Genomic DNA, 15,545 nt, shown 5'->3' with positions numbered 1-15,545 from the left:
CGCCCCGCTCACCCGACGGGGTGGGACGGCTCCGGGAGGATGACCTCGCCCCCTCGCTGTTGACGCACGCGGCGTACAGTCGGCTGCCGACGCCGGGACCCGACCGAGAGCAGGGACAATGACAGGCACCGCACCGACTTCCACCCTCGCCGGCTGGCGCCGGGGTCCGTTCTCCGCCGAGGGGCTCACGTACGACTGCTTCGAGAAGGGCGAAGGGCCGGGCGTGGTGCTCCTTCCGGAGCTGCCCGGCATCACGCCCGAGGTGCTCGGGCTCGCCGAACACCTGGTGGACGAGGGGTTCACCGTCGTGATGCCCTCGCTGTTCGGCACGCCGGGCAAGCCCCTGTCCGTCGCCCGGACGGCGGCCGTACTGGCCCGTGTCTGCGTCTCCGCGGAGTTCCGGGCCTTCGCCACGAACGCCCGGCGGCCCGTCGCCGACTACCTCAGGGCCCTTGCCCGCGACCTCGCGGCCCGTACGCCCGCCGCGGGGGTCGGTGTCATCGGCCTCTGTTTCACGGGCGGTTTCGCCCTGGCCGCCGCGGTGGACGAGGTCGTTCTGGCCCCCGTGATGAGCCAGCCTTCGGCCCCGATCGCGCTGACCGCCGCCCGGCGCGCGGACGCGGGTGTCTCCGAGGACGAACTGCGGCGCGTCGTCGAGCGCACCCGGAACAACGGCCTCTGTGTGATGGGGCTTCGCTTCAGCGAGGACTGGATGGCCCCGGAGGAACGATTCGCCACCCTGAGCTCCCGTCTCGGGGAAGCCTTCAAGGTCATCCGGCTCGGCTCGGCCCCCGGCAACGGCGACGGATTCGGCCGCCAGGCCCATGCGGTGCTGACCTTGGAGGTCCGCGAAAGCCCGCAGGACCACCCGGCCTTGAAGGCCCGCGCGGAGGTCACCGCCTTCCTCCACGAACGACTGGACGGCTGACGTCAGTCGGAGGGCGGCCGGGCGGACAGTCTTTCGTCCAGAAATGTGTTCCAGCCGGGTCGCCCCACCGGCAACACTTGCACCATGACCGGTCGCGACCTCGACGAACTGCCCGACCCTGAACAGCGGTGGCCCGCGGGGCAGGCGTCAGGCCCCACCCCGCCGCCCGCCGTTCAACCCGGCTACGGCTCCGACTACCAGGCGGCGCCCCCCGGTTCCGGACCCGTGCCCGGCAACCCGTACGCGCAGCCGTCGCCCCCGCCCGTCCCCTTGCCGCCTCCGCCGCCTCCGCCGCGCCTGCCTCCCCTGCCGCCCGGTGTCCACGGGGCTCCGGGCCGACAGCCCGGTTCCGGGGGCCCGTTGCCTCCGGCTCCGGGCAGGGCGGGCGGGAGCCCCTTCCGGGGCCGGCCCGCCGTGCTGGTCGCGGCGCTGGCCGCGGGTCTGCTGGTGATCGGCGGCGGCGCGTACGCCCTGGTGGGGGTAGGCCGGGACAAGCCGGCGGCCGGGGCCGGGAGTACGGATCCGGCCGTGCCCTCCGGCTCCCCCTCGGTCGACCGGGGCGACGGCAAGGGCGCGGGCGGCGGCCCGGACGAGTACGACCTCAACTCCGGCATCAAGCCGGGCGAGGCTCCGGTCTGGCTGAGCGAGAACAGGACCGAACTGCCCGGTTCGGGGGCCTCCCAGTACGGTCCGTGGCGGGTGGGCGACGTGGTGGTCAAGGCGATGTTCAAGGAGATCACCGCGTATGGGGTGACCGATGGCCGGGAGAAGTGGAAGGTCGCGCTGGAGAGTCGGACGTGCGCCGTCGCGCCGGCCCCGTCCGCGAACGGAAAGCTGGTCGTCGGACTCATGTCGAGCGACAGCGAGGGTGCCCGCTGTACGCACCTCCAGCAGATCGACCTGACCACGGGCAAGGCGGGCTGGAAGGTCGAGGTGCCCCAGGAGAACTCCTATGACCTCGCCGTGGAGTTCCGCCTGGCGATCGCCGGGGACACCGTCTCGGTCGCCCGATCGGCGGTCGTGAGCGGCTTCTCCGTCACCGACGGCCGAAAGCTCTTCGGCACGTCGAAGACGGGTGCCTGCTATCCGGCGGCCGTCGGTGGCGGCGGCGGCGGCGCCAGGTTGTTCAACGTACGGAGCTGCCCCGACCCGGACGACGCCGCCGGCAAGCCCCGGGCCATGATCGAGGAGGCCGACCCGGCGACGGGCGCGCCCAAGTGGAACTACCAGTACGAAAAGGGCTGGAACCTCGGCCGGATCTACTCGGTGGACCCGCTGGTCGTGGCCGCCTACCACTCCGACCGGAAGATCTGGAACATCACCGCCTTCACCTCCGACGGCAAGATCCGCTCGCAGACGGAGTCCGGGTTCGGCGTCCCCGGCCGGTGCAACGGCTGGGGCGACGGCACCGGCGATCTGCACGGCTGCGTCGGCGCCGTCACCGATGCCGACACGCTCTACATCGCGGCGGGCAAACCCGGTCGGGACCTCGGCATCGACACCACGGACGAGGTCGTCGCGGTCGATCTGAACAACGGCGCCGAGAAGTGGCATGCGGCCGCGCCCAAGGGCCGCGCCATGTGGCCGCTGGCCGTCGAGAACGGCAAGCTGCTCGTCTACGTCCACTCCGGCGCCGGAGTGGCGGGTGCGGTCGCGGCCCTCCCGGTGGCGAGCGGCGGCGATCCGCAGGTGGTCCTGGCGAGCCCGGACGCCGCCAAGGGCGCCGAGTCCGTCTTCTACCCCGGCTTGGCGCGCGTGGCCTGGGCGGGCGGCCGGTTGTTCCTGCTCAACGGCCGGGTGTACAGCCCGAAGCCGACGGAGGTGAGCCATGCGATCCTTTCCTTCGGCCGGTGACAGGCGCGGCGTCGTGGCCGTGTGCGCGGCGACGGCCGTCGCCGTCACCGCCGCGGTCGCCGCAGTCGTCGTCCTGAGCGACGACGGCGGCGAGGCAGGGCCGCCCGCCTCGGGCTCGGCGGGGTGGAAGACCGTGGTCAACCCCCTGCACGGCACCGCGTTCGACGTCCCGCCCGGCTGGGAGGTCATGTCCTCCGATGTGTTCAGCGGCTTCTCGGACCACGTCGTCCCCGACAAGCCGGTCGTCGGGCACACGGCTCCCGCCTTCTACAAGTACACGTGGTGCAGCGTCGACTCGGACGGCGACGGCAGGATCGAGGACTTCGCGCTCGCCGGTACGGGCACCAAGGGCGGCGACGGCGCCAAGAGCACCGACGAGGTCGCGCGGAAGACGGCGGCGGCTTGGGTCTACGGCGCGTACACCCAGCCGGACAAGGACGCGGTCACGTGGGACGAGCCGGTGGAGTACACCACCAGGTCCGGGGTCAGGGGCAGCTACGTCAAGGCGCACTCGAAGGGCTCCAGGCGGACCGGCAAGTGCGCCGGCGAGGGCCGGGCCATCGCCTTCGGCTTCAAGAACTCCAAGGGTGACTTCGTCGCCTGGGACCTCTACGGCAGGACGGGCGTGCCCGGCGCGGTCAGCGACGAGCTGATCATGAGGATCCTGAGCACGGTGCGCTTGTCGGGAGAGCCAACAGGTTGAATCGGGGAGACTGATGCGTCCGTGCACGCTGACGTTGTTCTGCTTCGGTGTCGCGAGCGGGCTCGTGGCCCTGGCACCCGCTGCGGCGATGGCACTCGGCGGCGCCGACGAGGCGCGGCCGCCGGAGCCCGCACCGGCCTCGGCCTCCGCCTCGGTACCCGCTTCGACACCGGCCTCGCCACCCGCTTCGGCATCCGTGCCGCCCGTGGGGACCCTCGGTCGCCGCGACGGAACCGGCCGGCGAGGAAGAGGGCGCTGATCCCTCCGTCTCCGGGACGCCGCACCCGGCCGGTCCCGCCGCACGCGGCAGGGGCGAGACCGCGGGCGCGGCCGTACGGGAGACCTTCGACCACGCCGTGACGGTCACCAACGACGGCCCGTCCGACGCCCGGCAGGTGACGGTCACCGACCACCTGCCGTCCTCCCTCGAAATTCCTCTCCTCCCGTGACGGTGCACCGCCTCGGGCCTGACCGTGACCTGCGGGACGCCGGCGGTCCTGCCGGTGAACCGCTCGCACACCTGGGTGATCGCCGTCCGGCTCGCGGCCGGGTACCGCGGCGACGGATCGGACATCGTCAACGAGCCGGTCGTCGGTGCGCAGACGGCCGACCCCGACCAGGCGAACGACAAGACCTCCCTTGACGGGCCTGGACATCCCGCCCAGCGCGCGCATCGCCGATCTGTCCCTGGAGAAGACCGCGCTGCTCGCGGCCGGGCGCAAGGCCGTCAGGCCGTCAGGCCGGGCGAGAAGTTCGTGTACCTGATCACCGCGCACAACCACGGGCCGGCCACGGAACGGACGGTGCAGGTCGGCGACTTGCTGCCGCCCTCCCTCACCCTGCTCTCCTCACCCGACGACTGCGCGGTGCCCGAGGGCGAGGACCGGCTGGTGGTGTGCCCGCCGCGGGAGCGCCTGGAAGCCGGTGCGAAGGCGGAATTCCGGATCACCGTCAAGGCGAAGGACAAGGGTGCGGGCAAGGACGGAAGGGACGGAGCCGACCGGGGCGGCGACAGCGGGCACACGTGCGTCCCGATCGACAACATCGCCCGTGTCACCTCCGCGACCTTCGACCCCGACCTCGCCGACAACGCCAACAGGCCCGGCACGACGGGCCCGGGCGGCGGGCCCCCGTGCCTGGAGACCGGCACGGAGGACCACCACGCTCGCAAGCCCGACGGGCTGGCGTACGTGACCTCCTCGCCGACGGGCTGCACCGTCTCGGGGCACTTGGTCTCGTGCAAGCGCACCAGCCTCTTGAAGGCCGGCGACTTCACCGGATACGTCCTGACCGTGCGGGTGGACCCCTCGTACAGCGGGGACGGGAGCGACCTTCGAGTACGCCCTCCTCCGGCCGTACGGTGACCTGCCGTCCGCTGCCCACCCTCGCCCCCGGGGCGGACGTGACCTGGGTGTTCAGGGTGAAGCTGGACCCGGACTACACGGGGAACGGCTCCGAGATCCTCGCGCGAAGCCCCCGGCCTTCCGAGCCGGGGGGCTTCCGTGTGGCATCAGCCCCGTGCGCTCCCGCTGCCCGGGTCTTGCGTGGCGCGTGCGATGCCGTCGAGCTCCCGGTCGATCCACGCCCGCTCCGCGGCCTCGCACGGGGACGGGGGCGGGGACACGGACGCCGCGAGCGCGGGTTCCTGGCGGGGGCCGGTGTTGTCCACGACCGCCCAGCCCTTGCCGCCGTCGGGGGCGGACAGTTCGACGAGGCGGTGATCCAGGTGGCCCGTGATCATCACGGCCATCAGGGACAGGTACTCGCACTGCAGATCGGGGACGAGATCGGTCTCTCCCGGCACTTCGAGGACGGCTTCCCGGCCCTCGGCGAGCAGTGCACAGGTGGTCTGGACGGCGCGGATGAGCACCTCGAACCGCTCGCCGGTCAGGCGCGCCCGCAGGACTTCCAGGTAGGAGCCCAGGACATCGGCCTCCTGGCCGTCGCCCGAGTCCGCCGCATGCTGCTCGATCATGTTCCCCGCCCTCCCCGGACGGCCGCGTCCTCTCGGAAGTGTAGGGAGGGCCTCGTACCTCCACGGCGCTCTTCGGCCACCGCAGGACGGCACGGCCGCCCCATCTTCAACAGGCGCCACGGTCGGTCGAGTTGGCAGACGCCCGTTCCAGCGGTCCCGTGAGTGGCCGGAAGACGCCCATGAGGACGGACTTATCCGGAGGAATCACTTCCGAATGTCTGCGACTATGCCGCACGCACATCCTAAAGGGATATTCCCTGCCCAATAGCAGGGACAATGCAGTATCTCCGCAATTTCTACATTGACAGTGCGCCGCGCCCTGAGGGTTAATTACTTCACGAGTGGCCTGATGTAGTCGTGCGCGGATGGGTTCTGGTCGGTTCCCGACCGGTTCTTTCCGTCAGCTGCGGCGTGTGCAGACGTAACGACGCCGCAGCAGCGGGGTGCTCTTGAAATTGCACGTGCCATGACGATCGTACATTGAGCGGGTATCGGCGAATCCGACTCTTCCGTGGGGGGATCAATGGCCCGGCTCGACCCATTCCTTGTTCCTGATTTTCATCTTCCGTTCGGGAACTCCAAGCATCCACTGGCCGCACGGGCCAACGCCGAGGCCACGTCATGGGCGCTGGGCCACGAGCTCGTCACCGATGCCGCCGAGCAGTTCACCGCGATCGGCTGCGGGCACCTCGCGGGCCGCGTGAGCGGTGAGGTGCCGTACGAGACCATCGTGCTGCTCGCCGAGTGGATGGCCTGGTCGTTCGTCCTGGACGATCAGCACGACCACCTCATCAGGACGGGTGAACTTGCCGCCTGGCGGCCCGTCACCGATGCCATCACCGAGTACCTGGACACGGGCCGGACATCAAGGTCGACATCGCGCCGCAATCCACTGGTGAAGGGATTCATCGAGCTGTGCGACCGGATCCTGGACGGCATGTCCGCGGGTACGGCGGCCCGATACCGAACGCATGTACCCCAGATGCTGCACTCGTTGGACCAGGAGGCGGGCAATCGCGGCGCGGTCAGGCGCCCTTCGGTCCAGGACTACGTGCTCATGCGCCGGCACAGTTCCCAACTGCTGCCGATGATGGACATGGTGGAGGCCGGACTGGGAATCGACCTGCCTCAGCACATCCACGACCTCCCCGCATTCCAGGCGGTCGTGGAGAGCGCCGTGGACATCATCTCGTGGGGCAACGACGTGTTCTCCCTGCCGAAGGAGCACGCCTGCGGGGACAACAACAACCTGGTGTCCCTCATTGCCTCCTGGGAAGGATGTTCGCTTCCGGACGCGGTCCGGTCGGTCGAGGCCCGCATCCAGGTCCGCATAGAGGACTACGTGACGGCGGAACGACGACTGTTTCAAGTCATGGACTCCCAGGGGGAGATGGACCCCGCGATGAGGGCGGGGGTCACTCGGTGCGTGCGCAGTTACGAAGACTGGATGATCGGCGCCGATCTGTGGCAGCGTTACGAGTGCACACGGTACAGCGACGAACGGTTCGCGGCCGGGCTGGAGTCCGCGTACACCCGCCCGGACCTCGTTTCGGTGGCATGACGGCATGACAGGGAGTCGACCCATGGCCCGTACGGAACAACTCGGCCCTGCGGTCCACGCACCGGCGGCTCCGGGGCGGTTACCGCTCCTGGGGCACGCCATCCCCCTGTGGCGCCGGCCGATCGGCTTCCTCGAATCGCTGCGCGAGCACGGCGACATCGTGCGGCTCGACATCGGAACCTGGCCCGTGCACGTACTGACGAGCCCGGACCACGTCCACGCCGTACTGGTCCAGCAGGCGCAGAAGTTCGGGCGCGGCCGGGTCTTCGACCGGCTGCGGCCGATGTTCGGCAACGGCCTCGTCACGACGGACGGCGAGTTCCACCGCAAGCAGCGCCGGATGATCCAGCCGGCTTTCCACCGGAGCCACATCGCCGAGTACGCCGAGGTCATGAGCCGGGCGGCGGAGGAGATGACCGCGTCGTGGACGGCGGGCCGGGAGATCTCGATGGTCACCGAGGCACGGCGGTACGCGCTGTCCTCGGTGGCCGAGATGATCTTCTCGGGGGACCTGAGCCGCCCCGCCATCGCCGAGGTGCACCGCTCGCTGCCGATCGTCCTGGAGGGGATGCTGCTGCGGGCGGTCATGCCCAAGTCCCTGGACCGGCTGCCCATCCCGCTGAACCGGCGCTTCGACGCGGCGGCCGCCCGCCTGCGAGGGATCATCGACCAGGTGATCGCGCAGTACGGCGCCGAGGAGGCCGGGGCGGACGACCGCCACGACCTCCTGTCCCTGCTGCTGTCGAGCGTCGACCCGGAGACGGGCGCGACGATGAGCCCGGAGCAGGTGCGGGACGAGGTCATCGCCATCCTGTTCTCCGGTACGGAGACCTCGGCGACCACGCTGTCCTGGGTGTTCCACGAGGTCGGCCGTCACCCCGAGGTGGAGAAGCGGCTCCACGAGGAAGTCGACGCGGTCGTGGGCACGCGCCGCGTCCGCCCGTCCGACATCGCCCAGCTGCCGTACGCCAACCACATATTCCAGGAGGCGCTGCGCCTCCACTCGCCGCTGCTGTTCACCCGGCGGGCACTGGTGCCCCTCACACTGGGCGGTGTCTCGATCCCGGCCGGCGCGGAACTGGCCTACAGCCCGTACGCGTTGCACCGCGACCCCGCGCTGTTCCGCGATCCGACCGTGTTCGATCCGGACCGGTGGGAGGAGAAGCCGGACGAGCAGCCGCGCGCGCACCGGTACATCCCGTTCAGCGCCGGCCAGCACAAGTGCATCGGGGACACGTTCGCCGTGGCGGAGATCCTGACCGCCCTCGCGACGGTGGCGTCGCGATGGCGGCTGGTACCCGCTCCGGGGGTGACGGTGCGGGAACTCCCCGCGGGAATGCCCCAGCCCAGCGAGCTTCCGATGATCCCTGTTTCACGCCATTGACGGAATCCGATCGATTCGATTCCATTCAAGGCGAGTTCAGCGATCGCGCGCCGCCACGGGCCGCGTAAAGGCAGATGAGGATACAGCGTTGTCCCCTTACGGGTGACGTGATCCCGCAATAATGTGCTTAAGCAGCAAGTTCCCGTCCGCGGGGTCGTACACTCGGCCGCACGCGCTGGAGGGGGCAAGAATGTCACATGTCACGGAACCGCGAGGGTGGGCGACCCAGCCGCTGCTCGAACGGGAATCCGAGATTCGCGCGATCCACCGGGCGGTGGACGAGCTGTGCGGGACCTCGGAGAACGGTCCGACCGCACGCCGCGGAGGTGTCCTGACCTTCGCGGGATCGGGCGGCATCGGCAAGACCACCCTGCTGGGAGAGGCCCGCCGGCACGCGGCCGAGCGCTCGTGCACCGTACTGTTCGCCCGCGGCGGCGAGCAGGAAAAACAGGTGCCGTTCCACGTGATGCGCCAGCTCATCCAGCCGGCCTTCGCCGCCATGACCGAGGACGAACGGCGTGACGTACTCGGCACCTGGTACAGCATCGTCGCCCCGGCGCTCGGGCTGACCGCCGCCTCGGAAGGCCCGACGGCACCGGACCCCCAGGGTGTGCGCGACGGCCTGGACTGGGTCGTCACCCACCTGACGGTGCGCAGCGCGCCCGTCGTCCTCATCCTCGACGACGCCCACTGGGCGGACGCCGAGTCCCTGGCCTGGCTGACCGCGTTCGCGGCGCGGGCCGAGGAACTCGCCATGCTGATCATCGTGGCCTGCCGCCCGGACGAGATCCCCGCCGGCGCCGGTGCGCTGCGTGCCCTGATGGGGCGCCAGGGGACCCGTCCGCACGAGCTCGCTCCCCTCACCACCAGCGCGGTGGCGCGCATAGTGCGGGACGCCCTCGGCCAGAGCGCGGACGACGTGTTCTGCCGCGAGTGCTGGGCGATCACCGGCGGAAACCCCTTCGAGGTCGTCGAACTGGCCATGAAGGGGCGCGACCGCGAGCTGAAGCCGCACCAGGACAGCATCCCCGAGCTGCGCGACCTGGCCTCCGCCGTCAAGGGCAGCGGTCTGATCGACCGCCTCGAACAGCTCGGTCCGTCCATCGTCCGGCTCGCCTGGGCCGCCGCGGTCCTCGGCACCGCCGTCCCGACCGGCATCGTCGGAAGCGTGGCGGCGCTGGGGGACGCACAGGTCGCCGACGCCATCAACAAGCTGCGTGCCGCACGCATCCTGACCGTCCTCACCGGCCTGCGCCGCAAGGAGGTCGTCGAGTTCTTCCACCCGCTCGTCGCCACCGCCGTGTACCGGTCGATCCCGCCCGGTGTGCGCGTCGCGATGCACGGCATGGCCGCGCAGGCCCTGGTGGACGACGGGCAGGGAGCCGCGGCCGCCGCCCGGCACCTGCTGGAGATGCACCCCGACGGCGACCCCTGGGTCGTACAGCAGCTGCGCCAGGCGGCGCGCGACAGTTTCTCCGCGGGCGCGCCCGACGCCGCACGCCGCTATCTGGCCCGGGCGCTGCGCGAGCCTCCGGACGTGGAGGACCGGGCCGAGGTGCTGTTCGAGCTCGGTTCCGCGAACCTCCTGCACGATCCCGCGACCACGATCAACCAGCTCAGGGCCGCGCTGGAGGAGCCCAAGGCCGAACAGGGCCTGCGGGAGGCGATCACGTACCGGCTGGCCCAGGCCCTCGCCCACACAGGTCAGCTGGCGGAGGCCGCCGGGCTGCTCCAGGAGGAGGCCAAACGGGCCACCAGCTCCCGTACGCGGCTGCGCATGCAGGCCGAGCAGTTCAAGTGGAACTCGGTCCGGGTCGACGAGGAGAACTCGCCCGCCCGGTCCCGGCTCCTCGCCCAGTTCGCCAAGCGGATCACCGGCCGCGGTCTGGCCGAGCGGCACATCCTGGGCCTGCGGGCCTGGGACGCCGCCATGCGCGGCGAGCCCGCCACGACGGCGCTGGAGTACGCGGAACAGGCGCTGGACGGCGGGATGAGCTGGACCGACCAGGACTTCGGGTTCGAAGTGCCGTCGGTCATCGCGGTCACGCTCATGTACTGCGATCAGCCCGGCCGCGCCGAGGACCTGTTCAACACCGGCATCGTAGAGTTCGAGGCCAAGGGCTGGCGCGGCGCACACCTGTCGTTCGTGTACACCCTGCTCGGCTACGTCCGCTACCGGCGCGGACGGCTCGCCGAGGCCGAGGACTTCGTACGCAACGGCCTGCAGATCGCCGACCGTGTCGGGCAGGGCATCCCGGCACAGTGGTACGCGATCGGCACGCTCGTCGAGACGCTGCTCGCGCGCGGGAACACCGAGGAGGCGCTGCGGGTCGCCCACACCTACAAACTGGGCGAGGGCTTCCCGGCCGCGGTCGTCTATCCCGACCCCCAGGCCGTGTGGGGCAAGCTGCTGCTGGCCCAGGGCCGGATCGACGAGGCGATGCAGCACCTGGCCGCGGCGGGCAAGCGGCTGGATCTGCGCGGCACCCGCAATCCGTCGTGGAGTCCGTGGCAACTGGACCTGGCGCTGGCGCAGGTGTCCCGCGCGCCCGACCAGGCACGTGCCACGGCGGCCGAAGCGGTGGCCCGGGCGCGGGCGTTCGGCACGTCCAGCGTGATCGGCCACGCCCTGCGCGTGTCGGCGGCGGCCACGGATCCCGCGCACGCGGCCGTCCTGCTGCAGGAGGCGGTGGGGCACCTCGAACAGTCCCCGGCCGCCTGCGAGCTGGCCCAGGCGCTCGTCGACCACGGCACGGCCCTGCACACCCTGGGTGACCCGCACCGGGCGGCGCAGCAGCTCTACCGGGGCATGGAGACCGCCGCTGCCTGCGGCGCCGACGGCCTCGCGCGCCGCGCCCGCTCCCAGCTGGTGTCGGCGGGCCTGCGCCCCCGCCGGCTGCACACCTTCGAACAGGACACGCTGACGGTGGCCGAGAGCGCGGCGGCCGAGCACGCCGCGCTCGGTCTGGACAACACGGCGATCGCGGCGCAGATGCACAGCAACCCGCAGGCGGTCTCCGAACTCCTCTCGGCGGTCTTCACCAAGCTCGGTACCGACCGCCTCGGCCTGCGCAGAGCCCTGCGGAACTGACGGTCTGACGGTCCGAGCACGACCGCGGTCGCTCCGCACGCTCGCATGACCCTGCGATCCGCCCCTCTGCCGGCCGGGAGAGGGGCGGATCGCAGTCCGGTCAGCGGTGGGTGAAGTCCGCGGCGCGCTTGTCCACGAAGGCGCTCATGCCCTCCTTCTGGTCGGCGGTGGCGAACACGGCATGGAAGAGGCGGCGTTCGAAGCGGACCCCCTCGGCCAGGGTGGTCTCGAAGGCCCGGTTCACGGCCTCCTTGGCCATCATGGCGACGGGGGCGGACATGGCGGCCACCGTCTCGGCGACGGTGAGGGCCTCGGCGAGCAGCTCGCCCGCCGGGACGACACGGGAGACCAGGCCGGCCCGTTCGGCCTCGGCGGCGTCCATGGTCCGCCCGGTCAGGCAGAGTTCCATCGCCTTGGCCTTGCCGACGGCGCGGGTCAGCCGCTGGGAGCCGCCGATGCCGGGGATCACCCCGAGCTTGATCTCGGGCTGCCCGAAGACGGCGGTGTCGGCGGCCAGCAGGATGTCGCAGAGCATGGCCAGCTCACAGCCGCCGCCGAGGGCGTAGCCGGAGACGGCCGCCACCGTGGGGGTGCGCAGGTCGCCCAGGCGGTCCCAGGCCGTGAACCAGTCGCTGAGGTACATGTCCATGTACCCCTGCGGCTGCATCTCCTTGATGTCCGCACCGGCCGCGAAGGCCTTCGCGGAACCGGTGAGGACGATGCAGCCGATCTCCGGGTCCCGGTCCAGCGCCTCGGCGGCGGCCACGACCTCGTTCATGACGTGGAGGTTGAGCGCGTTGAGGGCCCCCGGCCGGTTGAGGGTGAGGAGGGCGGTACGGCCCTTGCGCTCGACGAGGATCGTCTCGTACGGGGTGTCGGTGTCGGTGTCGGTGTCGGTGTCGGTCACGGGGCTCATCCGTTCTGTGCCGCGGCGGCGCCGCGCAGAGCGTTGACGATGCCGGAGAAGTCCTTTTCCGCTCCGGTGCCTTCGGCGAAGGCGGCGTACATCTCGGCGGCACGCAGGCCGAGTCCGGTGTCGATCCCGCCCGCGCGCAGGGCGTTGGCCGCAAGGCCCAGGTCCTTGGCCATGAGGGGCGCGGCGAATCCGGGGCGGTACCCCCGGTTGGCGGGGCTGGCCGGGACCGGGCCGGGGACGGGGCAGTTGGTGGTGAGCGCCCAGCACTGCCCGGACGCGGTGGAGGCCACGTCGTACAGGGCCTGGTGGGAGAGGCCGAGGCTCTCGCCGAGGACGAAGGCCTCGCTGACGGCGATCATGGAGATGCCGAGGATCATGTTGTTGCAGATCTTCGCGGCCTGCCCGGCGCCCGCACCTCCGCAGTGCACGCTCTTCTTCCCCATCGCGGACAGCAGCGGTTCGGCCTGGGCGAACTCCGCCTCTCCCCCGCCGGCCATGAAGGTGAGGGTGGCGGCCTCGGCGCCCATGACGCCGCCGGAGACGGGTGCGTCGAGGGCCCGGTGGCCGGCCTCGGCCGCCGCCTCGTGGGCAGCGCGGGCGTCGGCGACGTCGATGGTGGAGCAGTCGACGAAGAGGGTGCCGGGCTTCGCGGCGGCGAGCAGCCCCTCGTCCCGGTAGAGGGCGAGAACATGGCGTCCCGCGGGCAGCATGGTGATCACCACGTCCGCCTCGGCTGCCGCCGCGGGGGCGGATTCCGCCGCCTCCACGCCCGCCGCCGCGGCCTGGGCCAGGGAGGCGGGGACGAGGTCGTGGCCGAGCACCCGGTGTCCGGCGGCGGCGAGGTTGGCGGCCATCGGGCCGCCCATGTGGCCGAGGCCGATGAAAGCGATGACCGTGGTCACCAGGGCACCTCCTGAGGGGAGTCGACGGGCGCGAGCCGCAGTTCGCGGTCCGCGTCGAGCGGGGCGAAGTACCGTGCCACGTCCGCCTCGGACACCTCGGCGAGGGTGCCGGGCGACCAGTGCGGATCGCGGTCCTTGTCGATGACCTGCGCGCGGATGCCCTCGACGAGGTCGGGTGAGCTCAGCGCAGCGCACGAGACGCGGTACTCCTGCTCCAGCACCCTTTCCAGCGGCCCGAGTCCGCGGGCACGGCGCAGGGCGGCCAGGGTGACCTTCAGCGCGGTCGGGGACTTGGCGGCCAGGGTGTCGGCGGCCTCCTTGGCCTCCGGTTCGCCGCTCGCGAGGAGGCGGGACAGGATCTCCTCCACGGTGTCGGCCGCGTAGCAGTGGTCGATCCATTCGCGCTGGGCGGCCAGCCGGCCGGGCGGTGCCTCGGCGACATGCGGGGCCAGGGCGTCGCGTACGGGGGCCTGGGCGAGGTCCGCCACCAGCCGGCCCTGCCGGTCGGCCGGTACGAAGTGGTCGGCGAGGCCGCAGAGCAGGGCGTCGGCGGCGCCGACGGGGGCGCCCGTCAGGGCCAGATGGGTGCCCAGCTCCCCGGGGGCCAGGGCCAGCAGGTAGGTGCCGCCGACGTCGGGGACGAAGCCGATGCCCGTCTCCGGCATCGCGACCCGGGACCGCTCGGTGACGATCCGTACCGTGCCGTGGGCCGAGATCCCGACCCCGCCGCCCATCACGATCCCGTCCATGAGGGCGACGTACGGCTTGGGGTAGCGGGCGATCCGGGCGTTGAGCCGGTACTCGTCGCGCCAGAACTCGGCCGAGGCCGTGCCTCCCGCGCGGGCGTCCGCGTGGATGGAACGGATGTCCCCGCCCGCGCAGAGGCCGCGTTCTCCGGCTCCGGAGATCACGACCGTCCGTACGGAGGGGTCCTCCTCCCAGGCTGCGAGCGTCTCTTCGATGCGCAGCACCATGGGGTGGCTGAGGGCGTTGAGGGCTCTGGGCCGGTTCAGGGTCAGGTGGCCGCAGTGGCCCTCGACGCGGACCAGGACGTGCTGGTCCTCTTCCGCCGTGGCCGCCATCACAGGTTCTCCGTCAGGCCGCGGGCGACGATGACGCGCATGATCTCGTTGGTTCCTTCCAGGATCTGGTGCACCCGGAGATCGCGGACGATCTTCTCGATGCCGTACTCGCTCAAATAGCCGTATCCGCCGTGGAGTTGCAGGGCCCGGTCCGCGACGGTGAAGCCGGTGTCGGTCGCGAACCGCTTGGCCATGGCACAGAGCTGGGGCGCCTGCGGATCGCCCCGGTCCAGTGCCCCGGCGGCCGTACGGACCAGGGCGCGGGCTGCGGTGAGCTCGGTGGCCATGTCGGCCAGCCGGAACTGCAGCGCCTGCGCGTCGAGCAGCCGTCCGCCGAACGCCTCCCGGTCGGCGAGGTGGGTGAGGCTGCGGTCCAGGGCGCTCTGCGCACCGCCGAGGGAGCAGGCCGCGATGCCGAGGCGGCCGCCGTTGAGGCCGTTCATGGCGATGCGGAAGCCTTCGCCCTCGGCTCCCAGTCGCCGGTCGGCGGGGATCCGCACCCCGTCGAGGACGACCTGCCGCGTGGGCTGGGCGTTCCAGCCCATCTTGCGTTCGTTCGGGCCGAACGAGAGCCCGGGGTCGCCGCGTTCGACGAGGAAGGCGGAGATCCCGGCCGGGCCGTCCCCGCCGGTGCGGGCCATGACGACGTACACGTCGGCGGCGCCGGCCCCGGAGATGAACTGCTTGACGCCGGTCAGTACGTAGTGGCCGTCGCCGTCCCGCTCGGCGCGGGTGCGCAGGGCGGCCGCGTCGGAGCCCGCCCCGGGCTCGGTCAGGCAGTAGCTGCCCAGGGTCTCGGCGGCGCAGAGGCCGGGCAGCAGGCGGGCCCGCTGGTCCTGGTCCCCGTACCGGTCGATCATCCAGGCGACCATGTTGTGGATGGAGAGGTAGCCCGCGATGGAGGGGCAGCCCGTGGCCAGCACCTCCAGGACGAGGACGCCGTCGGTGCGGCTGAGGCCGGAGCCGCCGGACTCCTCGCGTACGTAGAGCCCGGCGAGGCCGAGGCCGGCCGCGCGGCGCAGCACGTCGACGGGGAAGTGCTTGTCCCGGTCCCAGGCGAGGGAGTGCGGGGCCAGCTGCTCCTGGGCGAAGTCGAGGGTGACCTCGGCCAGGGCGAGCTGGTCCTTGGTGAGCAGGGTCGTGGTCACG

The 15,545-nt window shown here is 71.6% G+C and carries 13 protein-coding genes; 8 read left to right on the top strand and 5 right to left on the bottom strand.

Features of this window, described 5'->3' with window-relative positions; translation table 11 throughout:
• Window positions 1-118 precede the first annotated feature (118 nt).
• The 5 genes from ACFXGI_RS05225 to ACFXGI_RS05205 all read left to right on the top strand — a co-directional run bounded on the left by ACFXGI_RS05225 (window position 119) and on the right by ACFXGI_RS05205 (window position 4,849).
• Window positions 119-928 carry a dienelactone hydrolase family protein gene (locus ACFXGI_RS05225; protein ID WP_384703534.1) on the top strand — a complete coding sequence of 270 codons (810 nt, stop codon included), beginning with the start codon at window positions 119-121 and terminating at the stop codon, window positions 926-928.
• A gap of 84 nt (window positions 929-1,012) precedes the next feature.
• Entirely contained in the window at window positions 1,013-2,782 is a 1,770-nt protein-coding gene (locus ACFXGI_RS05220) for a PQQ-binding-like beta-propeller repeat protein (protein WP_384703531.1), read from the top strand.
• The gene (locus ACFXGI_RS05215; RefSeq protein WP_384703528.1) at window positions 2,757-3,485 is read left to right on the top strand and encodes a hypothetical protein; all 729 of its coding nucleotides are present in this window, start codon (window positions 2,757-2,759) and stop codon (window positions 3,483-3,485) included. Before ACFXGI_RS05220 ends, ACFXGI_RS05215 begins: the two co-directional genes overlap by 26 nt.
• A 47-nt stretch (window positions 3,486-3,532) precedes the next feature.
• Window positions 3,533-3,934 carry a hypothetical protein gene (locus tag ACFXGI_RS05210; protein WP_384703525.1) on the top strand — a complete coding sequence of 134 codons (402 nt, stop codon included), beginning with the start codon at window positions 3,533-3,535 and terminating at the stop codon, window positions 3,932-3,934.
• Window positions 3,935-3,988: 54 nt separating this feature from the next.
• Window positions 3,989-4,849 (top strand): hypothetical protein, encoded by an 861-nt coding sequence (locus ACFXGI_RS05205; RefSeq protein WP_384703522.1) that lies wholly within the window; start codon window positions 3,989-3,991, stop codon window positions 4,847-4,849.
• A gap of 146 nt (window positions 4,850-4,995) precedes the next feature.
• On the opposite strand, the gene ACFXGI_RS05200 is transcribed toward ACFXGI_RS05205, so the two are convergent.
• A complete protein-coding gene (locus tag ACFXGI_RS05200; RefSeq protein WP_384703519.1) occupies window positions 4,996-5,460 on the bottom strand; it encodes a hypothetical protein in 465 nt (154 codons plus the stop codon).
• 523 nt (window positions 5,461-5,983) lie between these two features.
• Between ACFXGI_RS05200 and ACFXGI_RS05195 the strand changes: the two genes are divergently transcribed.
• The 3 genes from ACFXGI_RS05195 (at window position 5,984) to ACFXGI_RS05185 (ending at window position 11,496) form a co-directional block, all read left to right on the top strand.
• Window positions 5,984-7,021, top strand: coding sequence for a terpene synthase family protein (locus tag ACFXGI_RS05195; RefSeq protein ID WP_384703516.1), 1,038 nt, complete (start codon window positions 5,984-5,986; stop codon window positions 7,019-7,021).
• 22 nt (window positions 7,022-7,043) lie between these two features.
• A complete protein-coding gene (locus ACFXGI_RS05190) occupies window positions 7,044-8,405 on the top strand; it encodes a cytochrome P450 (RefSeq protein WP_384703513.1) in 1,362 nt (453 codons plus the stop codon).
• Window positions 8,406-8,595: 190 nt separating this feature from the next.
• Entirely contained in the window at window positions 8,596-11,496 is a 2,901-nt protein-coding gene (locus tag ACFXGI_RS05185) for an ATP-binding protein (protein ID WP_384703510.1), read from the top strand.
• A gap of 100 nt (window positions 11,497-11,596) precedes the next feature.
• On the opposite strand, the gene ACFXGI_RS05180 is transcribed toward ACFXGI_RS05185, so the two are convergent.
• From ACFXGI_RS05180 to ACFXGI_RS05165, 4 genes are read right to left on the bottom strand one after another with little or no spacing between them, the layout of a single operon-like run.
• Window positions 11,597-12,412 (bottom strand): enoyl-CoA hydratase, encoded by an 816-nt coding sequence (locus tag ACFXGI_RS05180; RefSeq protein WP_384703507.1) that lies wholly within the window; start codon window positions 12,410-12,412, stop codon window positions 11,597-11,599.
• The gene (gene mmsB / locus ACFXGI_RS05175) at window positions 12,409-13,314 is read right to left on the bottom strand and encodes a 3-hydroxyisobutyrate dehydrogenase (protein ID WP_384703504.1); all 906 of its coding nucleotides are present in this window, start codon (window positions 13,312-13,314) and stop codon (window positions 12,409-12,411) included. The genes ACFXGI_RS05180 and mmsB overlap by 4 nt, the downstream gene beginning before the upstream one ends.
• Window positions 13,311-14,396: an enoyl-CoA hydratase/isomerase family protein gene (locus tag ACFXGI_RS05170; RefSeq protein WP_384703501.1), complete on the bottom strand. Its 1,086-nt coding sequence runs from the start codon at window positions 14,394-14,396 to the stop codon at window positions 13,311-13,313. Before ACFXGI_RS05170 ends, mmsB begins: the two co-directional genes overlap by 4 nt.
• Entirely contained in the window at window positions 14,396-15,544 is a 1,149-nt protein-coding gene (locus tag ACFXGI_RS05165; RefSeq protein ID WP_384703498.1) for an acyl-CoA dehydrogenase family protein, read from the bottom strand. Before ACFXGI_RS05165 ends, ACFXGI_RS05170 begins: the two co-directional genes overlap by 1 nt.
• Between the last annotated feature and the right edge of the window lies 1 nt (window position 15,545).

Origin of the sequence: Streptomyces sp. NPDC059355, assembly GCF_042752335.1 — a bacterium.
Classification (GTDB): Bacteria; Actinomycetota; Actinomycetes; order Streptomycetales; family Streptomycetaceae; genus Streptomyces.
The sequence above is the reverse complement of the archived record's forward strand: the minus strand, read 5'-3'. Positions and strand labels throughout refer to the sequence as shown.